General features: G+C 58.8%; 19 protein-coding genes. 11 read left to right on the top strand and 8 right to left on the bottom strand.

The window, feature by feature from the left end:
• Positions 1-81: 81 nt before the first annotated feature.
• The 4 genes from lpdA to P5540_03585 all read left to right on the top strand — a co-directional run bounded on the left by lpdA (position 82) and on the right by P5540_03585 (position 7183).
• Entirely contained in the window at positions 82-1473 is a 1392-nt protein-coding gene (lpdA, locus tag P5540_03600; protein HRT63886.1) for a dihydrolipoyl dehydrogenase, read from the top strand.
• A gap of 100 nt (positions 1474-1573) precedes the next feature.
• The gene (locus tag P5540_03595; GenBank protein ID HRT63885.1) at positions 1574-3913 is read left to right on the top strand and encodes a YfhO family protein; all 2340 of its coding nucleotides are present in this window, start codon (positions 1574-1576) and stop codon (positions 3911-3913) included.
• Between the two features lie 10 nt (positions 3914-3923).
• Positions 3924-4598: an endonuclease III domain-containing protein gene (locus tag P5540_03590; protein ID HRT63884.1), complete on the top strand. Its 675-nt coding sequence runs from the start codon at positions 3924-3926 to the stop codon at positions 4596-4598.
• Between the two features lie 2 nt (positions 4599-4600).
• Complete coding sequence (locus P5540_03585) at positions 4601-7183, top strand: GH116 family glycosyl-hydrolase (GenBank protein ID HRT63883.1); 2583 nt, start codon at positions 4601-4603, stop codon at positions 7181-7183.
• On the opposite strand, the gene P5540_03580 is transcribed toward P5540_03585, so the two are convergent.
• From P5540_03580 to P5540_03565, 4 genes are all read right to left on the bottom strand, one after another.
• A complete protein-coding gene (locus P5540_03580) occupies positions 7166-7456 on the bottom strand; it encodes a hypothetical protein (protein HRT63882.1) in 291 nt (96 codons plus the stop codon). The two genes, P5540_03585 and P5540_03580, sit on opposite strands and share 18 nt — an antisense overlap.
• A gap of 58 nt (positions 7457-7514) precedes the next feature.
• Complete coding sequence (locus P5540_03575) at positions 7515-7865, bottom strand: PilZ domain-containing protein (GenBank protein ID HRT63881.1); 351 nt, start codon at positions 7863-7865, stop codon at positions 7515-7517.
• A 159-nt stretch (positions 7866-8024) separates the two neighbouring features.
• Complete coding sequence (locus P5540_03570; protein HRT63880.1) at positions 8025-8495, bottom strand: RES domain-containing protein; 471 nt, start codon at positions 8493-8495, stop codon at positions 8025-8027.
• The gene (locus tag P5540_03565) at positions 8495-8974 is read right to left on the bottom strand and encodes a DUF2384 domain-containing protein (protein HRT63879.1); all 480 of its coding nucleotides are present in this window, start codon (positions 8972-8974) and stop codon (positions 8495-8497) included. Before P5540_03565 ends, P5540_03570 begins: the two co-directional genes overlap by 1 nt.
• Before the next feature lie 255 nt (positions 8975-9229).
• Here P5540_03565 and P5540_03560 point away from each other — a divergent pair, with 255 nt between their 5' ends.
• Positions 9230-11296, top strand: a complete 2067-nt coding sequence (locus P5540_03560) for a right-handed parallel beta-helix repeat-containing protein (protein ID HRT63878.1) — start codon at positions 9230-9232, stop codon at positions 11294-11296.
• On the opposite strand, the gene P5540_03555 is transcribed toward P5540_03560, so the two are convergent.
• Together P5540_03555 and P5540_03550 are read right to left on the bottom strand one after the other, a co-directional pair.
• Complete coding sequence (locus P5540_03555) at positions 11283-11936, bottom strand: hypothetical protein (protein HRT63877.1); 654 nt, start codon at positions 11934-11936, stop codon at positions 11283-11285. The two genes, P5540_03560 and P5540_03555, sit on opposite strands and share 14 nt — an antisense overlap.
• 4 nt (positions 11937-11940) lie before the next feature.
• Positions 11941-13068 carry an AAA family ATPase gene (locus tag P5540_03550; GenBank protein HRT63876.1) on the bottom strand — a complete coding sequence of 376 codons (1128 nt, stop codon included), beginning with the start codon at positions 13066-13068 and terminating at the stop codon, positions 11941-11943.
• Positions 13069-13215: 147 nt separating this feature from the next.
• On the opposite strand from P5540_03550, the gene P5540_03545 reads away from it, so the two are divergent.
• From P5540_03545 to P5540_03525, 5 genes are all read left to right on the top strand, one after another.
• Positions 13216-14436 (top strand): nucleoside transporter C-terminal domain-containing protein, encoded by a 1221-nt coding sequence (locus P5540_03545; protein HRT63875.1) that lies wholly within the window; start codon positions 13216-13218, stop codon positions 14434-14436.
• Positions 14437-14518: 82 nt separating this feature from the next.
• The gene (locus P5540_03540) at positions 14519-14890 is read left to right on the top strand and encodes a response regulator (GenBank protein ID HRT63874.1); all 372 of its coding nucleotides are present in this window, start codon (positions 14519-14521) and stop codon (positions 14888-14890) included.
• Between the two features lie 113 nt (positions 14891-15003).
• A complete protein-coding gene (locus P5540_03535; protein HRT63873.1) occupies positions 15004-15765 on the top strand; it encodes a hypothetical protein in 762 nt (253 codons plus the stop codon).
• A 41-nt stretch (positions 15766-15806) separates the two neighbouring features.
• The gene (locus tag P5540_03530; protein HRT63872.1) at positions 15807-17378 is read left to right on the top strand and encodes a 7TM diverse intracellular signaling domain-containing protein; all 1572 of its coding nucleotides are present in this window, start codon (positions 15807-15809) and stop codon (positions 17376-17378) included.
• The gene (locus P5540_03525) at positions 17375-18682 is read left to right on the top strand and encodes an aminotransferase class III-fold pyridoxal phosphate-dependent enzyme (protein ID HRT63871.1); all 1308 of its coding nucleotides are present in this window, start codon (positions 17375-17377) and stop codon (positions 18680-18682) included. The genes P5540_03530 and P5540_03525 overlap by 4 nt, the downstream gene beginning before the upstream one ends.
• A 48-nt stretch (positions 18683-18730) precedes the next feature.
• Here the strand turns inward: P5540_03525 and P5540_03520 are convergent, their stop codons facing one another.
• Positions 18731-21283 carry a TIGR03960 family B12-binding radical SAM protein gene (locus tag P5540_03520; GenBank protein ID HRT63870.1) on the bottom strand — a complete coding sequence of 851 codons (2553 nt, stop codon included), beginning with the start codon at positions 21281-21283 and terminating at the stop codon, positions 18731-18733.
• Between the two features lie 66 nt (positions 21284-21349).
• A complete protein-coding gene (locus tag P5540_03515; protein HRT63869.1) occupies positions 21350-22273 on the bottom strand; it encodes a hypothetical protein in 924 nt (307 codons plus the stop codon).
• Positions 22274-22445: 172 nt separating this feature from the next.
• Here P5540_03515 and P5540_03510 point away from each other — a divergent pair, with 172 nt between their 5' ends.
• Positions 22446-23396 (top strand): molybdopterin-binding protein, encoded by a 951-nt coding sequence (locus tag P5540_03510; GenBank protein HRT63868.1) that lies wholly within the window; start codon positions 22446-22448, stop codon positions 23394-23396.
• Positions 23397-23466 lie beyond the last annotated feature (70 nt).

Genomic DNA, 23466 nt, shown 5'->3' with positions numbered 1-23466 from the left:
AGGATATCGGCAAGCGTTTGGCCAATAATCATTCGTGTTTCCCTCTTTTTTAGTGATGGCGGGTTGGAGAAGGAGATTGAAATGCTTTCCTGCGATGTAGTGGTTATAGGCGGCGGTCCGGGCGGGTACGTGGCGGCGATCCGCGCGGCCCAGCGCGGCGCGAAGGTCATTGTCGTCGAGCGGTGGCAATTGGGCGGCGTGTGCCTGAACGCCGGTTGCATTCCAACCAAGACGTTCATCCATACCGCGAACCTCCTTCACAAGGCGCGGCGCGGCGCGGACTTCGGCGTCGAATGCCAGGGCGTTTCCCTGAACATGAAGGCCCTGCTCAAGCACAAGGAGGGGGTAATCAGGCGGAATCGCGCCGGCATCGAAGCCCTTTTCAAATCCCACGGCATCCAAGTCCTCAAGGCCGATGCGCGCGTGATTGCGCCGGGCATTGTGAAAGCGGGTGACGAGGATATCCATGCCCGAAAGATTATTGTGGCCTCCGGGGGACGTCCCGCTCGCCTTCCGGGACTTGAAATTGACGGGAACATGCTGATTGGCAGCACGGAAGCGCTCGACTACGATTTCGTGCCCAAACGTGTCGCGGTCATCGGCGCGGGCGCGATGGGCGCGGAATTCGCCTGCATTTGGAACGCCTTTGGCGCCGAAGTGACGCTGGTCGAGTTGATGCCGAACGTGCTGCCCCGCGCCGACGAGGAACTGACCACGAAACTGGCGGCCTCGTTCAAGAAACGCGGCATTGATGTGCGCACCGGCACCCAAGTCGCCAAGACCGACATTGGGAAAAACACCGTCCGTCTCGAATTGCAAGGCGAAAAACCGGGAGTTGTCGAGGTTGACAAAGTCTTTGTTGGCATAGGGTTGCAATGTAATTCCGAGGCCGTGACCGAAACGCCGGGACTCGGTATCCAGGTAAACAAGCGCGGCGGAATCCCCGTGAACGATCGCATGGAAACCTCCGTGCCGGGTCTGTACGCAATCGGCGACGTCATAGACAAGACATGGCTGGCGCATGGCGCCTCTGCCGAGGGCATCGTGGCGGCGGAAAACGCCACGGGCGGCAACCGGAAAATGGATTATCGCGTCGTGCCGGCCTGCAATTTCACATCACCCGAAGTGGCCTCGGTTGGAATGACCGAGAAAGAAGCGCGGGCGGCGGGCCTTGACGTGAAGACCGGCCGTTTCGCGTTCGTGGCCAGCGGCCGCGCACAGGCCATCGGCGAGACCGACGGCATGGTCAAGATTGTAGGCGACGCCACAACGGACGAAATCGTTGGTGTGCATATCATGGGCCCGGAAGCAGGCGAATTGATCGCCACGGCCGCCGTGGCGATGTCCATGGAAGCCACCGTCGAGGAAATCGTCCATACTATTTTCACGCATCCGACCCTGTCGGAAACCTTGCCGGAAGCCGCCGAAGACTATTTCGGCATGGGCATCCATACGCCCGCCCGGAAACGTTGACGCAGCCGGGGTTATTTTGCCAAGATGACGTAAAAGGCGCGACCGGGCTGCACCATGGCCGCGCCGGAACGGACTGATTCAACAGACGGGAAATGCCATAGTGAACATTCGCTGGCCATCGTGGGATTTTCATATTCCGCGACGATATCGCAAAGCATTTGCGGACGCCGGATGCTTGGCGGCGCTGGCACTGCTGGCGCTGCTGGCGTTTGCCCCCTTGCTGGCCCAGCAAAAAGCGCCGTGCGACACCCGCGCGCTCTTTTTCCAGCCGCCGTGGGAGTCGGCGCGGCCAGAGGGATTGCAACTGCCCGCCGAAACGGACGGTCTGGCCGAAGCCCGTCAATTCGTGCCTTGGCGCATGTTCCTGAATCTGATGGGATTTATCCGGCCATCGCTGATTTGGAGTCCGTTGGAAGGGTGCGGCATGCCCTTTTTCGGACAATGGCGTCCCGCGTGCCTCTCCCCCTTTTCCGTGCCCTTCTATATCTTGCCGTTTGGACTCGCCCTGTATGTGTCGGTCTTCCTCAAACTGATGGTGGCGGGTTGGACAACCTTTTACACGGCGCGCAAACTGGGGTTTGGGCCGCCCGTGGCCATGCTGGCCGCCGTGGCCTACCAGTTCAGTGGGCATGTCTTTTTGCAGTGCGCCGAACCGATCAGCGATGTCGCGCCCCTGCTGCCGCTGCTCTTCCTGACCGTTGAGCGCTTGGCTCTCGGCCAATGGGATCATTGGCCCGTTGGGGCGGTAGTGCTGGCGGCGATGGCCTATGGCGGCGAACCCGAAGCCGTGGCCGGTTCGATCCTCTTCATTCTGGTCTATTTCTTGGCGCGCACGGCATTATATCGCCCCCCTTGGCGGAACACGCTTCGATCCATGGGGACGATCCTGGCCTTTCTGCTGGCGGGCCTCTTCGTGGCGGCATTGCAAATCGTTCCTTACGTGGAACTTATAAGGGAAGTGGTTCCAAAATCCACTCAGATGCAGGAACCGTTTTTCGGATTACCCCACTTTCTTCTGTTCTTCCTTCCCCACTTCCTGAACTGGGATCCTGCGCGCATCCAAACGACCGGCTGGGCATCCGATATCCATTTCCTGAAGATATTGCATGTCGGCGCCGTCTCGCTCTGGCTGTTTCCGCTCTGGTTCGCTCTGCGCCGGTTCGTTTCGGAAGCCCAGCGAAAGCGCGTCGAAGCGATGTTGCTGGCCTGCGGCCTGCTGACCGCGCTTGCCCTCGCTCAGACCCATGTGCCTGCGCTTCGCGCTTCGCGGGCATGGATGGGTCCGCAGCATTTGATTATCGGGAACGCATTGGCGCTGGCGCTCATGGCCGCCGCTGCGGCGGATGAATGGGTTTCGCTCGATCCGCGCCAATGCATGACGACGCTCAAGCGCATGGCGGTCTTTCTGCCGTTGCTGTTTGTGGCGGGGTTCTACTTCCTTTATGCGTGGCGGCACGCATGGTCGTTCGGCGTGTGGCCTTTGTGGATGCAATTGGGTGTCGCCTTTTTCTTTTTCGCCGCGACGGTCGGCTTGCTCGCCTTTACCCTGTTCAAACCTTCGCTGCCGGTTATCGGCTATGGGCTGTCCGCCGTGGCTTTCTGCTCGTTGATGTGGGCCTACAAGCCCGACCTCGTCGGCACGCCATGGCGGCTTGTTTTCCCTGAAACGGAATTTACCTCCACACTGCGCGAGGCCGGTTCTCGTATCGGCGGAAGCGAGGCCCTGCGAAACTGGCCGCTGGCGGGCAATCTCGTGCCGCAGATCTATTCTCCCGGCGGCGCCGTCCTGAAACGGCAAGCCGTTTTCTGGGAACGCGCCAAGGCCGACCCGCTATTGCTTCGGAGGGCGGGCGCTTCCGCGTTGCTGCTCACGAAGGAAGACATTCAAGGCGCATTCGCGTCGGTCCGGCCGATGCTGGCCATCAAGCACGTGTTTTCGAGCGGCGCGATCCTCTTTCAGGATATGGGCGCCAAACCCCGCGCATGGGTCGCCTACGATTGGCGAACAGCGGACACGCTGGATCCGGCGGCCATTGCTTCGGATCTGCCGCCGATTATCGAAGGCGCCGGTCCGCCGCCCCCCCCTTCCACCAGCGAAGGACCGGAAGCAAAAGTGACCATTGCCGTCGAATTCCATAACCGTATCGCGGTTGACGTTGAAACTTCTCGTCCCGGCATGCTCGTCCTCGCCGACACCTACTATCCCGGTTGGAGCGTCCGCGTGGACGGCCAGGCGACCAAAATCCTTCCTTGCGACGGGATGTTCCGCGCCGTGCCCATCGCGGAAGGCAACCACCGCGTTTATTTCCGTTACAATCCCTTGTCGTTGCGCTTGGGATTCTGCACCGGCATCGCCGCAGCTTTGTTTGTCCTTTTTGAAATGCGACATCTCGCCATCCGCGTGGCACGAAAAAAATGGGCCGCCAAAGGACGGGCGTGAAAGGCGCGGGATGAGGGGCAACGACCATCGGCATTTTGTGAAACGGACGCTTCTTCGCTATTACGCCCGCATGAGCGGCCACTTCGGCCCTACGCACTGGTGGCCGGGCGACACCCCGTTTGAAATCGCGATCGGCGCCATTCTGACGCAAAACACCGCATGGACAAACGTGGAAAAAGCCATCGCCAATCTGAAAAGCGCCAAACGGCTCGATCCGCAAGCCATACTTGGCTGTCCGCGCAAACAACTGGAAGAAGCCCTCGTTCCTTCCGGCTATTTTCGGGTCAAGGCCTCCCGTGTTGTAAATTTCTGCCAGTATCTTGTCGATCGGTATGGCGGCGACATGGCCAGGATGGCGCGGCAGCCCTTGGAGACGCTGCGCCCGGAATTGCTGAAAGTCAACGGGATCGGTCCCGAAACGGCGGACGACATTCTTCTGTACGCATGCGAAAAGCCGGTATTCGTCGTGGACGCCTATACCCGGCGCATCTTTAGCCGTCACCATCTGATCCCGGAACACATCGAATACGAGGCACTGCGCGCGTTGTTCGAGCGGCATCTTCCGAAAGACATTCATCTTTTCAAGGAATACCACGGCCTAATCGTCTGGACCGGCAAACACTTCTGCCGCCGGACACCGAAATGCGCGGAATGTCCGTTGGGACGTCTTCTAACAAAGGGATAAGCATGAAAAAGCATTATTCGCGTGATGAATTATTCAACCTTGGGCCTCAACGGGTGTTTTCAGGCGCAAGCCTGAGCCAAATCGTCTTTCCGATCGGCGGGATCGGAACAGGCTCCGTCGGCTTGACGGGGCGGGGCGGATTGAAGGATTGGGAAATTTTCAACCGCCCCAATTTCGGCAGCGTGCTGCCCTGTACGTTTCCCGTCGTCTGGGCGCGCGCGAAAGGCAGGGAACCGGTCTGCCGTGTGCTTGAAGGCCCTGTTCCCCCACCGCATGTCGGCGGCGGCGGTGGAGACCCGCATGCCAGCGGCGAAGGTTTTCCCCACATGGACGGGTGCACGTTCCGCGGCGAGTATCCCTTTGCTCACATCGAGTTCAATAGCCGAAAACTGCCGGTTGCCATTTCCCTCGAGGCATATAATCCCTTCATCCCAAGCAGCGCGGACGACAGCGGGTTTCCGGCGGCCATCTTTCATTACACCATCAGAAACACATCGCGGCATCCCGTTGACGCAACCGTCGCATGGAGCCTTTACAATCCGATCGGAAGCATCGGCGAGGCGGAACGGGACCGTGTCCTCGGACAGGTCGAATTCGGCCTCGGACAAAACGTCAACCTTTTCGTGGAGAAAGGACCTCTCCGTGGTCTGATGTTCACATCGAACAAGTGGCGGGCGGATCACCCGCGTTTCGGTTCTATGGCACTAATGACCCCCTTGAAGAACATTACCTATACCACGCATTGGCTGCGCGAAGGCTGGTTTACGCCGAGACACGATTTTTGGGACACGTTTGCGCCGACAGGCATGTTGCCGTCGCACGAGTATGGTCCCTCGCCGGAAGGTCAGAGCGATGCGGGCGCCTTGGGCGTCCGGGTAAGGCTCAAACCGGGCCAGTCGCAGGTCGTTACCTTTTACCTTTCATGGTTTTTCCCAAATTTTGAAGCCTACTGGCTGGGAAGCGGCGGCAGTTGCGCCTGCCCGTCCGGCGGCTGCGGCGCCGCGAAACCGGTCTGGAAAAATTACTATGCGTCGCAGTTCGACGACGCACTCGACGTCGCGCTGAAACTACACGCCCGCGAACGCGAACTCCACGCGACGACTAAGCGTTTCCACGATGCCCTGTTTTCCAGCACGGCCCCGCCTTATGTCCTCGACGCGGTATCGAGCCAGATGGCGATTCTCAAGACGGCCACCTGCCTGAGGTTGACGGATGGGACCTTTTACGGTTTCGAGGGTTGCGCGCCGGTCGGTGGATGTTGTGAAGGATCCTGCACGCACGTGTGGAATTACCAGCAGGCGCTGGCCTTCCTCTTCCCCGCGCTCGAACGATCGATGCGCACCGCCGATTACACATACAACATGCGCGACGACGGCGGCATGTGTTTCCGGCTCCAACTGCCGATCGGCGCGGCGCCAAACACCTTCCATGCCTGTGCCGACGGCCAAATGGGCGGCATTATCAAAACCTACCGCGACTGGATGATTTCCGGCGATGACGTGTGGCTCAAGCGGCTGTGGCCGCAGGTCCGGCGCGCGCTTGAATTCGCATGGGTGCAATGGGATGCCGACAAGGACGGCGTCATGGATGGAATCCAGCACAACACCTACGACATCGAATTTGTGGGTCCGAATCCCCTAACGGCGTGTTTCTATCTCGGCGCATTGACGGCTGGCGCGGAAATGGCCGAGTTTTTCGGTGAAACTGAAAAAGCCACCGAATACCGCGCCATCGCGCAGCGCGGTCGCGCATGGGTCGAGAAAAATCTGTTCAACGGCGCCTATTTCGAACAACGTCATAATCCGGAAATGGCGCCGCAATTCCAGTTCGGAAAGGGCTGCCTGTCCGATCAGGTTCTTGGGCAATGGTTGACGTCCCTTTCGGGGCTTGGGTACGCAATCGATCCGAAACAGATTCGCAAAACGCTGAAATCCATTTTCCGCTTCAATTGGCGTTCCGACATGCGGGATCATGCAAACATGCAGCGCGTCTACGCCATCAACGACGACGCGGGACTTGTTCTGTGCACGTGGCCAAGGGGCGAACGCCCCGCCGTGCCCTTCCCCTACTGCGACGAAGTCTGGACAGGCTTCGAATACCAGGTCGCGAGTCATTGCATCATGGAGGGGCTCGTCGAAGAAGGATTGACCATCGTCAAAGCCGCGCGCGACCGCCACGACGGCATCAAGCGCAACCCGTGGGACGAATTCGAATGCGGTCATCACTATGCCCGCGCGATGTCATCCTACGGTCTGCTGCTTGCACTGTCCGGCTTCACGTTCAACAAGGGCAACGGCACTGTCGGCTTCGAACCGCGAATTCGTGTGGAACGCTTCAGGACGTTCTGGGCCCTCGACGGAGTCTGGGGAACCTACGAACAAACGCGCAAGCAGGCCGCGCTTCGCGTGCTGCATGGTTCGATCGCCTTGAGCCGCATCGATCTCCCCGCTTTCGCGAAACCGGGGCCGGTCCTCGTTGAAATAGGCAAACGCGCCTTGCGACTCGAAGCCGATGCCGTCGGCTCCGTTACATTCCCAAGAACCATCCACCTGAAAACGGGGCAAACGCTAACCATTGCACGATAGCGAAGGCTCGAGAACGGGAACCTTCTTGAAATCGCGATAGAATCCCCGGTCGCTGGCGAGCAGGCGATCACACTGCACTTTGGCATGGGCCCCAATCAGGAAATCGGCAATGACGCGCGTCCGTTTTCCATCGCGCGTGCAATATTTCCGCCCGCTTGCTCCCTCCAACGCAGCCGCTTCGCGTTCGATGGGTGAAAAGCCGATATCGAGGCGAACCATGCGCACCAGCAACGCTTCCCGGGATGGAAACAGGCTCGCAAGTTCAGCCCACACGACATCGCATACAACACGCCGGCCTTCCCAGCGATTGGGGATACACCGCGGACGTGTCTCAACAGCCCAACGCCAGCTGTGCCGGCTGTGCGTTCTGCCGCACAAACCGCCGCAATTGCGCGCGCTCGTTGTCCTGCAGGTCCACGAATTGAACACCGAAACATTGCAGGCCGTTTTCCGCGCGCCGGGACCAGCGCACCTGCCCCTTGCATTCTATACCGGCAAACGGCAACTGGATGGACACGAGAACGCGATCGCCCGTGGAAACGGGACGCAAGGCGCCGAAACGTGCGCCGTCCGCGCCCAAATCGATGCTGAGCGCGCCGTATGGGGGTTCATCCGCGCCGAACGACAGCCACGCGCATACCGGCCGCGTGGTCCGCGTTCCCTTCCGTTTGTCCTGTGTCATCGTTGTCACCGTTCTCTGTGCGATGCTGATCATCGCATTCAATTTCACTGTATATACCCCGAACCGGCGAAAATGTTCCCTTTTCCGGCGGATTTCTTTATCCAGAAACCAAGCATATCGGCACAAGGTTCGCCCATGGCGATTTTGCGAAGAGGTTTGTTATCGCGCGTTTTTCAACAGCCGCGCGTCAATATCCAACGGTTCGGGTTTGCCGATGCGCAGCCGGGCAAAATCGGGATGACTTGGGTTGATCAGGTAGTTGGATTCGTCGGGCACCACGGCGGAGGGCACTTCAAGAATGGCGGAAATGCCGCCGCGCACCCAGCGTTCGCCGATATTTCGGGTCGCGTTCGCCGCCGGATAAAGCCGCCAATCGCGCGGAAGTTCCTGCCGGGCAATGCTTTTCATCCACTTCCCGTCGAATTCGACAGGGATGCAGACATAGACATTCAACAGCCGTTCCAGCGGCCCATGCACCATCAATTCGAGCATGGCCAGCGATTTCGAACCCGCCGTGTAGACCATGGCCACGCCGGGCGGGTTCCACCGTCCGCCGTACAGACGCGCGCCTTCCCCGTCGAAGGCGTTTTTCGCGTGACGCGCTTGGACAATGCGCCACGCGCGGACAATCACGAGAAGACCCCCTGTTCGATGCGGCCCAGCAGATTCTCGACTTCGCGCGCACCGGGTTCCGTGTCGGCGAATTCGAGCGGGGTTTTCCCGCCCAACGCATGGCTTGGCGCCTTCAGCCACGCGCGAGCCTGCTCGACACCGCCGAGCGTCTCAACCGCCCGGTCAAACAACAAGCCAATGCGAAGCACCCGCTCGGACTCGTCGGTCTTCAGACGGCCTTCACCAGCGGTTTTCCGCCGGACAATCGTCCGCTCGGACATGTTGGTAACCCGCCCGAACACCTGTTGCGACACGCCAAGACTTTTCCGCAAGTCTTCGGCGCACGCAATGGGAAGCCCCCGCTTTACAGATTTTACCGCGTCCGCCGGTCCTCGTAGGGAAAGACCCAGCGATTTTCCCGCCGTGTGTTTTATTGTGTCCGTGCGCGGACGCGCCGGTGTGCCGCGCATTTTTTTCTTTACTGGATGCCTGGACATGCGATTCGAGTCCTTTTACGCCATCTTGCCTGTATTATACCGCCATTTGGCGTAATAAACAACATCCACCCTGCCTTCAAGACCGACTCGGAAAACGTATCCCGAACGTGACATAATGGCTTTTGTTCGCAAGGTCCCCGCCTTACGCGCCGATGTTGCGAACCTGAAAATCGGGCCGCCGACAGCGACATCGCGGCGTGTCGGCCTTTGGATGCGGGACAAACCGCGCCCCTGCGCGGAATGGAGGATCTTGAAATGCCGGGTATGCTTTGCCGTGCCTCAATCGTTGTGGCGTTGGCGCTTGTTCCATGCTTGTCGGTCGCGCAGGAAGCCCCTGTTGTCCTGTATGTGGCGGGGAACGGCAACGACGGCTGGTCGGGCACGTTGAGCGAACCCAACGGCGCCGACGGCCCCCTTAAGAGCATTGAACGCGCGCGCGACGCCATTCGCGCGATGAAGGCGGAAAAGGGATTGCCAAAGGGCGGCGTACGCGTCGAAATTCGCGGGGGCGTGTATTTTCTGGAAAAGACGCTGACGTTTGCCGCCGATGATTCGGGCACGGCCGATTCTCCCCTAGTCTATTCGGGTTTCGGCAGCGAGGAGGCGAGGATCGTCGGGGGGATTCGTGTCGAGGATTTCTCACCTGTTACCGATGCCGGTGTGTTGAATCGCCTCGATCCCTCGGCGCGCGGACACGTCGTGCAAGCTGATCTCAAGGCGATCGGCATCACGGATTTCGGCGCACCATCCGGCGACGGCCTCGAATTGTTCTTCAACGACAAGCCGATGACGCTGTCGCGCTGGCCCAACGACGGTTTTGTGCGCATCAAGGAGTTGGTCGTGGACGACGGCCACAAGATCCACGGCATCCCCGGCAGCACGGTCGGCAAGTTTGTCTATGACGGCGATCGCCCGAAGCGGTGGGTCGGCGAGAAGGACGGCTGGCTGCACGGCTACTGGTTTTGGGACTGGTCGGATCAGCGGCAAAAGATCGAGTCCATAGACACGGAAAAGTCCATTCTGGCGATCACGCCGCCGTATCACAATTACGGTTATCGCAAGGGCCAGTGGTACTATGCCTTCAACCTGCTTTCCGAACTCGATTCCCCCGGCGAATGGCATCTCGACCGCGAGACGGGCATCCTCTATTTCTGGCCGCCCGCGCCGATTGCGGACGGCGAGGCCGTTGTCTCCGTTCTCGACCATGCGATTGTCGCGAAAGACGTGTCGTATCTAACGATTCGCAAGTTGCGGATCGAAGCGACACGCGGGACGGCCATCGCCGTTTCCGGCGGTTCGCACAATCGCGTGGCCGGATGCGTCATCCGCAACGTGGGCGGTTCGGCGGTTTCGATGGGCGATTCGCCGGACAGCGGCGTGTACGGTTGCGATCTATGCCAGATGGGCAAGGGCGGAATCAGCCTGAGCGGCGGCGACCGCGCGACGCTTACCCCCGCGAACATGGTCGCGGAAAACAACCATATCCATCATTACAGCCGCTGGGCGCGGATGTACAACGCGGCCATTTCACTCCATGGCGTCGGCAACCGCGCCGCGCACAATCTCATCCACGACGCGCCGCACATGGCCATCTCGTTTGGAGGCAACGATCACGTCATCGAGTACAACGAGATTTACAACGTCTGCGAGGAATCGAACGACGCGGGCGCGATGTATGCCGGGCGCGACTGGACCATGCGTGGGCACATCATCCGGTTCAATTATCTGCACCAGATCAGGGGCTTCGAGGGCCGGGGCTGCGTGGGAGTTTATCTCGACGACATGTTCGCCTCGGCGGCGATTTTCGGCAATATCTTCCACGAGGTGACCATGGCGGCCTTTATCGGCGGCGGACGCGACAATACCATCGAGAACAACGTGTTCGTGGACTGTTCGCCCGCGCTGCACATAGACGCGCGCGCGCTCGGATGGGCCGGCTATCATGCCGATGGCTGGATCAAGGAGCACCGGGAAAAAGGAACCGTCTGCAACATGGCGTACAACAAGCCGCCGTACAGCGATCGCTATCCCCAACTCGCCGGCATGATGGAAGACGAACCCAAGGCCCCGAAAGGCAACCTCATCGCGCGCAACATCTGCGTCGGCGGAAAATGGGACGACATCGAAGACAAGGCGCGCGGCTATCTCAAGTTCGAGGACAACCTGCTCGATGCCGATCCGCGCTTCGTGGATGCCGCCAACAAGGATTTCCGCCTCAAGGAAGATTCCCCGGCCTTCAAACTCGGATTCAAACCGATTCCCGTCGAAAAGATCGGCCCCTACCCGGACGCCGACCGCGCCTCGTGGCCTATCGCGCGGTAGAAACGCCGCCCTCGGCTTCTGGAAAGAAAAGCCGCTTCAACCAAGACACGAGAACGTCCACTTGAGGAACGGAAGGGTCTAAGTACTTGGCAGTGATAGCCTGTCCCAAAGGCTTTCCTGGTTCCTTTTGCCACGCCAGCCATGTGTGGATAGTGGCCTTGGGTTCATCCTTTTTCGCGAACTCCCTTTCGGTTTCAGGAATGCCGGCAATGCTTGATTTGACATGCTCGAACAGGCAGGAATCTTTCGGCACAAGAAATGACAGGAAGCTCTCCAGAATGCCTTTCTCTTGGTTGTCCGGCATGATCCAGATTCCCATGCGTGGCATCAGAGATCCCGGCGGAGAGGAAATCACGGTGCCTGCACGGTCCGGTTCGGCAGGAACGTCGTTGTATCCCGCTTTCACCAAACGGTCGCGAAGAGATTGCCAGCGCGCGGGCATGTCGGTATCTGCGTCAACGACGACGCCCAACGCTTCCAGATCGCTTTCCTTCAGACGTACAGGGAAGCTGTCCAGCAACCGGCTGACACTTCCCTGTTGCTTGATCTCATCGATTTGCGGGATTCCGCGATTTCCACAAATGTGTTTGAGAACGTGTTCATCGTCGTTTCCTTCAACAAGGAGTATCTTCTTGCCCATCTTGTTATCGCACCTCGATACGGTCGCGAGTGGCGATGGCCAATTCGTCTTCGCGAAAAACAGTCGGAATGATGTCGTCGCCCTTGCGCGTCAAGCGAATGAGAACCCCTTCCTCCTCGGTTTCGCTGGCCGCTTTCTGAAACGCCTCAATCGCATCCCAACTGTGCGAGGTGGCCACGACCTGTATATCAAGACGGCTCGCCAGTTTGAATATCGCCCGCCATGCGTCAGTTTGAACCGTGTGGTGCATCCCATTCTCGAATTCGTCTATCAGGAGCAAGCCTTCTCTGGCATTGACCAAAGAAAGGATGATTCCAAAAAGACGGTTCAGGCCGTCGCCAAACGAACGAAGTGGCACAGGACGTGGCAGGCGCGTCGAACGGACTATCGCTGTGCGCGATTGGCGTGGTCCCTCACCTCCGACCATTGAAACGGCCGATATATCAGGATCAATGATGCGCAAGGCTTCGACAACATCGTTTTCGCGATCCGAGAGCGCGATCTTATCCCACAGCGGGCCCAACTTGGCTGTTCCCTCCCCACCGTAAGGACTCACGAACACGCATGAGAGGCGAGATTCATCTAGGGCGAATTCAGAACGAATCAGTCGGCCGCGAGAGTAACGACGATAGACGTCCAATGTCAATATACGCGCAGTATCGCCGATCTTGATGAGTAGTGCGGGCACTGCATCAGCCTCGCCAAAAAGATCCTGTTGCTGAGGAATCCATCGCCTCGATCCGTCTGCCTGTCGTTCTTCAGAAAACCAGCCTGCTTCCAAGGTCAATGCCATCGAGCGTTGTCTGCCATTCGAAGTGATTACTACGGGATCAAGCTTCGTGGAGAACTCAGGGAAACCATTGAATAGACTCGACAAGGGAAACAATCCCTCTGAATCCAATGGGCGCGCAGGTTCATCAATGTCGCCAGAGTCCTCCTCTCTAAAGCGAAGAATATTGGTGACAACGGTTGGCGATGCGTCAGATGCCAGAACGCGAAGGGCCTCCAGTACCGATGACTTGCCGGTGTTGTTGCGGCCAGTAATTAAAGTGACTCGCCCAAAGCCCTCGATTTTGAGGTCTCTGAGCGCCCGAAATCCCTTGATAGTCAGTATGCCGATTTTGGGTTCCATGGTTCCGCTCCTTCTGCATCATCATACACTGGCACAAACACCTCTTTCCACGCCACTCTTCCACTCCTCTTTTGTGAACCACGACGCGCGTAGATTAGAATACGCATCGGCATTTTGCCGAACAATTCGGAGGGAGCAAGACTGGCGATGGGATCGACAATTCTTCTGCGCGGAATGAGTCTGCTCGGGCTTGCAGTTATCATTCTCATCTGCTACTTACTTTCGTCGGATCGGCGGAAGATTCCGTGGCGGCTGGTGGCGTGGGGCGTGGGCTTGCAGTTGGCGCTGGGGGTATTGGTGCTCGACACGCGGTTTGGACATACTTTTTTCAGCATGGTGGACCGGGCGTTCAACGTCCTGAACGACTGCACGAAAGAGGGTTCTCGCTTCCTTTTCGGCAACCTGGTTGACGATATGAGTATCGGGGCTATCGTGGCGTTTCAGGTGCTTCCGGTCATCGTTTTCGTCTCTTCGTTGTCCATGGTCCTGTTGCATTTTCGCGTGATTCAGGCGGTGGTCAACGGCATGGCGTATGTCCTGCGGCGCACGATGAAAACGTCCGGCGCCGAGACGTTCGCGGCGGCGTTGCAGGTATTCATGGGCATCGAGTCGCTGCCGGCCTCGCGCGGCTACTTGGAACGGATGACACGTTCCGAACTCTTCGTCATCATGACGACGTTCATGGGCACGATTGCGAGCAGCGTGATGGTGGCGTATGCGTCGTTCGGCGCACAGCCCGGCCATTTGCTTGCGGCGTCGCTCATGTGCGCGCCTGCGGCGCTGCTCATATCCAAGATGCTCGTACCCGAAACCGGGAACCCGCTTACGGACGGTTCGGAACGCATCGAGATTCCCGTCGAAAGCCGCAACATGGTGGATGCGGCGGCCCGCGGCGCCTCCGACGGACTTCAACTGGCGCTGAACGTCGGCGCGGCGTTGATTGCATTCATTGGTCTCGTATACCTCGCTAACCTTGCGCTCAAGGGTATTACGGGCATTTCGTTAGAACAGGCGATGTCGTGGCTTTTCCACCCATTCGCGCTGCTGATGGGCGTTCCGTGGCACGATGCGGGCGCCGTCGCGGAACTGCTCGGCAAGAAGACCGTCCTGAACGAGTTTCTCGCCTACGCGGATCTGAAGCCGCTGATTGAGCAGGGCGCGTTGAGTCCCCGTTCCGTGACTATCGTCACTTACGCCCTCTGCGGATTCGCCAATCCGGGCAGCCTCGGCATCCTGCTCGGCGCGTTGAACAACCTCGTGCCGGATCGCCGTTCCGAATTTGCGAGGCTTGGCCTGTTGTCGCTTGTCGCCGGCACCCTGACCAGTTTCATGACGGCCTGTGTGGCTGGAATGCTGACAAGCGAATAAGAAGCGCCCTTCATTTTTTCATGTGAATTTGCATCCAAACGGTTTGCGTGGCACACTTGAGGCGGATTGGAGCGTTGGCGGCATGGCGACTATTCTGGTCATTGACGACGAAGAGCCGGTCCGCATTGTGATGAGGAGGCTGCTTGAGCGCGCTGGGTACAGGGTGATTGTGGCCGAAAACGGACGGACCGGTCTTAAAGCGTTCCGCGACAATGACGTGGATGTGGTTTTAACCGATATTTTGATGCCGGAGCACGACGGATTGGAACTTATCATGAAGTTGCGTGGGGAAAAACCGGATGCAAAAATCATCGCCATGTCGGGAGGAGGAAAAACCGGCGTGATGGACTTTCTGGATCTTGCCGCCTCCTACGGCGCTTCTCGGATTTTATCCAAGCCCGTATCAAACGCGGAACTGCTGGAGGCCGTCGAACAACTCCTTAAACGTGCATAGATTGGTATTGGATATAATAAAGACAAATAAATGGAACGACGCTGATCGTGTTTTCGGGGATGCAGAGTCCCATGTTCTTCGTTATCAATGGTTTATAACCAAGGTGTAGCGTCATGTCGGAATCGGTTGTTCGTGCGCATCTGAATTTGTACGCCGTGCTTCAGAATATCGAGGATCTGTTGCTTCTCGATGCCGAGGCGGCTTCCTGGGCCAAAGATTGGGATCTCTCCCTGCAATTCGCGGTCAGGGGCGGCCCGGCCGCGCATCTTGTCTTTCGCGACGGACGCTGCACGCACGCCATCGGAACCATGCCAAGTCCGGACATCAGTTTGTATTTTCTGACCCATGGGCATCTCAATGCGCTGTTCGATGGAAAAGGCGTTCCGATACCGCTCAAGGGCTTTTCGCGCTTGGGATTTCTGCAGAAAGACTTTACTCGATTGACGGATCGCCTCCAGTATTTTTTACGGCCCGACGCCCAACGGTTGGCGGATCCGGCCTATCTGCGCATCAACACGCATCTTACGCTGAACACCGCCCTGTTTGCCGTCAAGGAACTGGCCGCGCACGATCCGGCATCCAAGACTATTGCCGCGCATATCCCGCACGGCATCCTGCAGGTTGAGGTCCGGCCCGATGGCCCCTGCGCATTCCTTGAATTCAGCCCGCAGGGCATTCGCGCGGCCAAAGGGGTTTGTGCCTCCCCCGCCGCGCGCATGACGTTTCGCGACATCGGCGTGGCCAACGCCCTGCTGACGAATCAACTCGACGCCTTTCTGGCCGTGGCGCAAGGCAGCGTCATCCTGGAAGGCATGCTGCCCATGATTGACAACACGAATCTGATTTTGGACCGCGTGCCGGCCTATCTGGCCTGATGGCGCGCAAACGGCATCCGCCAAGCAACAAAACGGATGGTATGGACAGGACAGACAAGATAAACGGCGTTTTCTTTTCGCCTAGTGTTCATCCGGCGTCGTTTTTCGTCTTTTCGGCGGTTGTTGTCTCGGTTCTGGCTTTCTGGCCCTTGGGCGCCCTAGCCGGCGAAGTCACGATTGATCCGGATAGGCCGGTTTTACACGTCTCGCCGCTTTTGGAATATCTCGTATTGCCCGCTCCCGCCTCGCCGGAAGAATTCCCGCCGCCGCCGGAACAGGGCGATTTTCAACCCATCAAGGGGCCGGACATTCGCTTTGGCCTCACCGATCGTTCCACGGCCTACTGGTTTCGATTGACCATCAACAATCCCTTGGACGTGGAAAACCGTCAATTTCTCAAGGTGGACAACCCGCGATTGAACACGGTGGTTTGTTATGTTCCCAAGCCCGAAGGCGGTTTCACGACATATCACGCGGGCACCGATCATGCCTTCAGCCATTACGCCCAACCGTGGCCGCAGCCCACCTTTCGCATCATCACGGCTCCCCATTCCCAGACGACCCTCTACCTTTGCATTCGAAACAAGGGATGGACCGAGGCGCATGTCTATCTATGGCAAACGTCACCATTCCTGGAGCATATGGCCCGTTGGATACTTATACTCGGATTGTTCTACGGCGTGCTGATCGCCATTGTCCTGCATAACATCCTTATTTCATTGCGGCTGCATGGGCAACCTTTCTTCTATCATGCCCTGTTTGTGCTGGCTTGCATCGGCTATCAGCTGTCGTTTCACGGCACGGCCCACCAGTTTCTTTGGCGCAATGCCCAGTGGTGGACCGACCGTTCCGTGTTCTTCTTCATTGGATTTGGCATATGTCTTGCCTTTCTTTTCACCCGGAGTTTTTTGAACACGGCATCCTTGGCGCCCCGTCTGGACAAAATCCTGGCCGCAATGGCCTTATTGAGTCTCGCGATTCCGCTCGGCAAAACCACCGAATTCCTCTGGGTCAACGTTTATACCCATGTCCTGAGCCTGATAGCCCCACCCTTGCTTATTGCGGCGGGATGGATTTCGCATCGCAGGGGCAACCGGTCCGCACGGGCCTTTTTAATGGGTTGGGGCGTCATGCTCACCGGCGCCATCGTCATTGGTCTGTGGGGACTCAATCTGCTTCCGGATCATTTCATTTTCAGAAATTTGTTCCATATCGGATTTATTTTCATCCCGCTGCTCCAATCTTTCGCACTAATGGATCACATCCGCCATCTGGAACAGCGCAACCAGCAGGAATTGGAGCGTCAAGTGGCCGAACGGACGCACGAACTGCAGGAGGCGCTCGACAATGTCAAGACGCTGCGAGGCTTTATCCCGATATGCGCGCGCTGCAAAAAAATCCGCGACGACGCGGGATACTGGAACAGCATCGAAGCCTATGTTCGCAAACATTCCGACGCGGATTTCACCCACGGCATTTGCCCGGAGTGCACCCGCGTGCTCTATGGAATTGAACTTGACTTGGACAGGAAACCCGGCAAAACAACAACCCGAACACAATCAACCGTACCGCCGGTGCTGTCCGAAGAGGATGAAAACGGGAGTCAATCATGAAGAAGTATGAATACAGCCAATCGGCGGCCCTGTTCGCCCGCGCGGCGAAAGTCATTCCATGCGGGGTATACGGCCACTTCAGCCCGGCGCCCTGCGTGCCCGTCGCGCATTACCCTTTTTTTACGGCACGCGCCAAAGGTTCGCATTTCTGGGATGTAGACGGAAATGATTTCATTGATTACATGTGCGCATACGGCCCCATGGTCCTCGGTTACATGAACCGAGTGGTGGACGCCGCCTACGCAAAGCAGATGGCCCTTGCGGATTCCGCCAGCACAGCCTCCCCGCGCATGGTTGAACTCGCCGAACTGCTTGTGGATCTCGTACCCGTGGCGGACTGGGCGTTCTTTGCCAAAAACGGCGCGGATGTGACGAATTACGCCTTCATGACGGCGCGCGCGGCGACAGGCCGGAAGAAAGTCGTCGGCATCATCGGGGGCTATCACGGCACCTCGCCCTGGATGCAGGCGCCCGGACACCACGGGGTCGTCGAGGACGACCACAAAAACGTGATTCGCATACCGTGGAATGATGTCGGCGCCTTGGAACGCACCATCGCCGCACATCCCGGCGAAATCGCCGCGTTTATCTCGACGCCGTATCATCACCCTGTTTTCGCCGACAACGAATTGCCCGCGGACGGCTATTGGCAGAAAGTTGAAACGCTGCTCCGCCGGCACGGCATTGTTTTTATCGTGGACGACGTGCGCTGCGGATTCCGGCTCGACATGGGCGGGTCGAACGAATACTTTGGGTTCAAGCCGGACCTGATTTGCTTCTGCAAGGCCATCGGAAACGGGTACCCCATTTCGGCGCTGGTCGGCACGGATGCGCTAAAAAACGCTGCGGCGAAAGTGTTTCACACGGGCAGCTACTGGTTTTCGGCGGGTCCCATGGCGGCGGCCATTGCATGCTTGAAGGAACTGAAGCGCCTTGACGGTCCGCGCGTCATGATGGAAAAGGGCACGAAACTTCTGGATGGCATGGTCAAAATCGCCAAGAGCCACGGGTATACGCTCAAGGTATCCGGGGCGCCGTCCATGCCCTACCTGCGCATCACCGACGATCCCAGCCTCATGTTCCATCAACGATTGTGCGGTGAATGCACCCGGCGCGGCGCCTTTTTCACGTCACATCACAACTGGTTCCTCTCCACGGCGCATACGGACAAGGATATCCAGCGCACGTGGGATATTTTCGACGATGCATTTGCCGCCCTGCTGGCCAAACCGGTGAAATCAACAAAAAGGGTTGAGTCCGCCCCCAGACGGAAAAAGATCAGCGAAAAATCGGAGGCCGAATAAAGCGAAGCGGCGGCCCCATTTCAGACAGCCAAAACGCAATCCGTCGCATTACCGGCTCAAATAAGTGGCCGTCTTCCTTACGCGCGTCGTTTGGGGATCAAGGCCGAGCAGTTGTGCGATTTCGCGCGTTTTCGCGAGCCGGCCGCCCACGAGCCGCGTGACAAACCGCACGCACCACCGATCGCCCTCACACGCTTCCAAGGCCAATTCCGCGATGGCGGGACGTATATCCACCGTAACGGAAGCCGGTGAACGCCGTGGCCCGCTGGGGCGTCCCTTCCGCTCGACGAATACGCTGGAGGATTCGACGATTTCGCGTATTCGCACGGCCGCCTCTTTCGGATCGCCGACGGCATATAACCGGTACTCGCAGCCGGTCACGGCGCTCATCAGCGACGGCGCGTTCAACGGGACCTCCGCCGCCTCATACGCACACATTCCCACTGGAAGAGTTGCCTGCAATCGCGCCAGGCACGAATCCGGAGCGATGCGTTCCCGCAACAGCACATCCATGTAATCGGCTTCGGATTCCTCGCCGACAGGCGGCGCGGTCGAAAACGTCACTTTCGGATGCGCGTGAAATCCCTGCGAATGCGACACCGGCAACCGGGCACGCCGCAAGGCGCGAATCCACGCGGCAATCCATTCGAGGTTCGAGAGAAACCGCGCCTCGTCGAAACGTCCGACACGAAAACGCACGCGTTGCGCGGGCGGCGGTTCCTCACGCGATTCGATCACAACCGGCGCGGCGCTTTCCCTGCGATCCGCCGCCTCCCGCCAACGCGCCTGCATCGCGTTGCATTCGGCGGACAATGCCCCGCGCACGCCGCATTGATTGCAGACGGCCCGGCGGCAGTCGGAAGTCTCCGCGCCGTCTTGCGCCTTGGCCCATTCCAAGCGCAGCCAGTCCATCGAAACGCCCGCGTCAATGAAATCCCACGGAAGAGGCGCATCCAACGGGCGTTCGGCAAGCATCGCATCCACCGGATACCGAGTTTCCCCGATGGCCTTGCCCCACGCGTTCATATCGAGTAAATCCGACGACGAATCGAGGCGCGCGCCATGGCGGAAGGCCGATTCGATCAAATCGGCCGCGCGCCGATCCCCGCGCGCGATGAGACCCTCGATAAACGACGATTCCGGTTCGTGGTATCCGAACTTGATCGCCGAAAACCGCTTGAGTTCCCGCGCAAGGATGGCCTGCCGCCTGCGGATTTCATCAAACCCAATCTGCCCCGCCCACTGGAACGGAGTGAACGGTTTCGGCACAAAGGTTGACACCCCCGTTGTAATCCGGGCGCGACGGTTTATTTCTTTTGCGCGGGCGAACGCTTCCCGGCACAGGGCCGCGATCGCCTCGACATCTTCATCCGTTTCCGTCGGCAGTCCAATCATGAAATAGCATTTGACGTGCTGCCACCCGCGCCGCATCGCCTCCCCGATGACCGTGAAAAGCGTTTCGTCGTCGAAATTTTTATTGATCACCGCGCGCAGTCTCGGCGTGGCGGCTTCCGGCGCGAAGGTCAGACCGCTGCGTCGAACGCCAGAAATGGCATCGGCCAGTTCCACCGCGAAGGTGTCGAGCCGCAGCGACGGCGCCGACACGGCCGCATCGTCCGCATGGGCACGACGCGCCGCCTGCGCAAACAAAGTCCGTGCTTCCGGATAGTCGCAACTCGAAAGCGACAACAGTGAAATTTCCTCGTATCCCGTCCTACGAAGCGTCTCGTCCATCAATCGTTCAATGGTGTCAATCGAACGCGTTCGCACGGGACGGCCAATCATTCCAGCCTGGCAGAACCGGCAGCCGTGCGCACACCCCCGCATGATCTCGATGCCGGCGCGGTCGTGGACAAGTTGCGCAAATGGCACCAGATACGATTCGGGCACGGGCGCGGCATCCAAATCGGTCACAGTCCTCCGCACGATTTTCCGTGCGGGATTCGATACGATTGCGCCGTCCGCCCGAACCGCCACGTCATGAAGGGCCGGCACGAACACACCGGATAGGCCGCCCAGGGATTCAAGTTTTTCCCGGCGCGTCCCCTGCCTAAGGCCACGCAAACAGGAAGCGATTTCGCAAACGGCCTCCTCCCCGTCGCCAACGACAAAGGCGTCAATGAACGGGGCCATCGGATCGGGATTCAACGCGCCCGGCCCGCCCGCCACGATGATCGGGTGCGCGTTTGCCCGTTGATTGGAACGCAACGGCAATCCGGCCCGATCGATCATGTTCAACACGCTGGTGTATGTCAGTTCCGACTGGAGGGTAAAACCGATGAAATCCATTTCCGCGAGCGGCGTTTTCGATTCAAGCGTAAACAGCGGCGTTCCCCGCGCACGCAAAACCGCTTCCAAATCCGGCGCGGGCGCATAGGCCCGCTCCGCCCAGCACCACGGCAACCGGTTCAAGATGGCATACAAAATGTGCAGCCCCAGGTTGCCGAGTCCCAACTCGTACAAATCGGGAAATGCGAGACAAACACGCAATTCCACGGCGCCCGTGTCCTTGTGTACGGCATTCCATTCCGTGCCCAGGTATTGGGCCGGTTTCGACACGCGTGGGAGGATTTCATTGAGAACGAGCGACCGGAGATTCATTGGTCCATTATCCCGAAGGCGCCGGCATTCGTTCAAACCTTGCACCGGCGCAATGGCGTTGCGGGATCAACCCTTCCCCGCGAGCGCCGATGCGATCGCTTCGGGACTCGGCGGGATTTCGTCCCAAAAGGCACGTTCCGCGCCATCCTGTATGAGATAAAATCGCGGCGGCGATTCCCCGATAAAACTATAGAACAATCGAATTTGGTCCCCAAGGGAATAGATTGGAAATTCCGGGCGCGTGTTTTCGTAAAAAACCGCGGCCGATCCGGGTTTTTCTTCATAACCCAGCCCAATGATCGGCGGGCATTCGGGATCGGAGGCAAGGGCGTTCAGGGCCGGCACCGTCGCCATGCACTCCTCGCAGGTCATGCTCATCATCGCAACCAAATAAGTCCCTTCTCCGAGGTTCCATGCCCGGCCATCGAGTTCGAATACAAACTGCGCAAACGGCCGATCCTTGGGCTTGACGGATTGAAGGCGTCCCGCCGCAAACGCCGTGAGGGCCGTGGTTGCCAAAATCGCCAGCGCGACGCCGGCAAACAATACTCCCTGCGACGGCTGTGCCTTTTTGCGTCCGCCAAAACCCACGATGGCCAAAACGGCCAGAAGGATGTTCTTTGCCATCGAAATGCCCGGCGACATTTCGATGGGGCCGAAACAGCCGCAGTCCTTCAATCCCGCGAAGGCCCAACCGTACGCGATAAGAATCGTGAACAGCGCGAGAACGATCAATACCAGCAGATGCAGCAATCCGCGCAAGTCAATCCGGGCCAGCAACAAGATTCCGAGCGTCGTTTCCACCGCGAGCGTCGCCAATGCGGCCGCCGCCAGCAATACCGGTTCATGAATTACGCCATAATGCGCGATCTGGACCGAGAACAGGTTGATATCGAGCGCCTTCAGAATGGCGCCCGCCAAAAATACCAGTCCCAGCAGCCGATCGGTCCATGGCGCCAGCGCGTGACATGCGTTTTTGAAAGAAAACATGCGGAAAGTGTACGAAAGCCGCCTCGCCGGGGCAAATCATCTCCGGAATGTGCGATTGGAAGGTTCTTCATGCGCAAACAAGGCGATCGCGTCCGTTGGCGCTGGGATTTTGAAATAGGATACCATTCCATCGGCATCCGAGACGCAACGCACAGACAAAGGAAGCAACGGCATGGAACACGTCAATCCCCCCGAAGGTTCGGTTGTTTCGGTAAACATTTCTGAACGGCAGGGCACATCCAAACAGCCGGTGGACGCGATCGTCATTGATTCGCAAGGGGTAAGCGGCGATGCGCATGCGGGCCATTGGCATCGCCAAGTGAGTCTGCTTGCCGCCGAAAGCATCGAACGGTTCTCAAGGGAGGCCGGCCAGACCTTTCTGCCCGGCGAGTTTGCCGAGAACATCACCACGCGAGGCGTTGGACTGGCCGATGTGGCGATTCTGGATCGACTCTTGCTTGGCGGGTCGGTCGAGTTGGAAGTGACGCAGTTGGGCAAGGAATGCCACGGATCGGGCTGCGCCATATTCCAGCAGGTGGGGCGTTGCGTCATGCCGAAGGAAGGCGTGTTCACCCGCGTCATACGCGGCGGGACGGTCCGGCCCGGCGATGTCCTTGCGCACAAGCCGCGCATCCTGCGCTGCCGCATTGTCACGTTGAGCGATCGGGCCAGCCAGGGCGTTTATCCCGATCGCGGCGGTCCGCGCGTCCGCGAATGCCTCGAGCGTTTTGCAAGGGAGAAGCGTTGGCAACTGGACGCCGCCTCGGCAATCATTCCCGACGACGCGGACCAACTGCGCGGCGCGTTGATTGACGCGCAGGATGCCGGCGTGCATACGGTTTTCACAACCGGCAGCACCGGTCTCGGCCCCCGCGACATTGCGCCCGAAGTCGTCTCCGAACTCGCCGATAAAATAATCCCCGGCATCATGGAGCACATCCGAATCAAATACGGCGCCGACAAACCGAACGCCCTGCTCAGCCGGTCAGTGGCCGCCATTTTCGGCCATACCCTTGTATATACCCTTCCGGGAAGCGTCAAGGCTGTGGATGAATATATGGCCGAAATCCTGAAAACGATCGAACATGCCATTTTCATGCTGCACGGTCTCGACACCCATTGAATACCCGCGTCTTGAATGCCGCGGATGAAGCGTTGTAGAACACGTGCGCGGGTTGCTGGGCGCATTCCTC

The organism is Candidatus Hydrogenedentota bacterium (genome assembly GCA_035450225.1).
Taxonomy (GTDB): domain Bacteria; phylum Hydrogenedentota; class Hydrogenedentia; order Hydrogenedentales; family SLHB01; genus DSVR01.
This window is presented reverse-complemented; position numbering and strand designations above follow the sequence as displayed.

Excerpts from the sequence above, each read along its gene's own strand:
- lpdA (HRT63886.1), top strand. The coding sequence starts at position 82 with ATGCTTTCCTGCGATGTAGTGGTTATAGGCGGCGGTCCGGGCGGGTAC.
- P5540_03590 (HRT63884.1), top strand. The coding sequence starts at position 3,924 with ATGAGGGGCAACGACCATCGGCATTTTGTGAAACGGACGCTTCTTCGC.
- P5540_03585 (HRT63883.1), top strand. The coding sequence starts at position 4,601 with ATGAAAAAGCATTATTCGCGTGATGAATTATTCAACCTTGGGCCTCAA.
- P5540_03575 (HRT63881.1), bottom strand. The coding sequence starts at position 7,865 with ATGACACAGGACAAACGGAAGGGAACGCGGACCACGCGGCCGGTATGC.
- P5540_03565 (HRT63879.1), bottom strand. The coding sequence starts at position 8,974 with ATGTCCAGGCATCCAGTAAAGAAAAAAATGCGCGGCACACCGGCGCGT.
- P5540_03560 (HRT63878.1), top strand. The coding sequence starts at position 9,230 with ATGCCGGGTATGCTTTGCCGTGCCTCAATCGTTGTGGCGTTGGCGCTT.
- P5540_03555 (HRT63877.1), bottom strand. The coding sequence starts at position 11,936 with ATGGGCAAGAAGATACTCCTTGTTGAAGGAAACGACGATGAACACGTT.
- P5540_03550 (HRT63876.1), bottom strand. The coding sequence starts at position 13,068 with ATGGAACCCAAAATCGGCATACTGACTATCAAGGGATTTCGGGCGCTC.
- P5540_03545 (HRT63875.1), top strand. The coding sequence starts at position 13,216 with ATGGGATCGACAATTCTTCTGCGCGGAATGAGTCTGCTCGGGCTTGCA.
- P5540_03540 (HRT63874.1), top strand. The coding sequence starts at position 14,519 with ATGGCGACTATTCTGGTCATTGACGACGAAGAGCCGGTCCGCATTGTG.
- P5540_03535 (HRT63873.1), top strand. The coding sequence starts at position 15,004 with ATGTCGGAATCGGTTGTTCGTGCGCATCTGAATTTGTACGCCGTGCTT.
- P5540_03530 (HRT63872.1), top strand. The coding sequence starts at position 15,807 with ATGGACAGGACAGACAAGATAAACGGCGTTTTCTTTTCGCCTAGTGTT.
- P5540_03525 (HRT63871.1), top strand. The coding sequence starts at position 17,375 with ATGAAGAAGTATGAATACAGCCAATCGGCGGCCCTGTTCGCCCGCGCG.
- P5540_03520 (HRT63870.1), bottom strand. The coding sequence starts at position 21,283 with ATGAATCTCCGGTCGCTCGTTCTCAATGAAATCCTCCCACGCGTGTCG.
- P5540_03515 (HRT63869.1), bottom strand. The coding sequence starts at position 22,273 with ATGTTTTCTTTCAAAAACGCATGTCACGCGCTGGCGCCATGGACCGAT.
- P5540_03510 (HRT63868.1), top strand. The coding sequence starts at position 22,446 with ATGGAACACGTCAATCCCCCCGAAGGTTCGGTTGTTTCGGTAAACATT.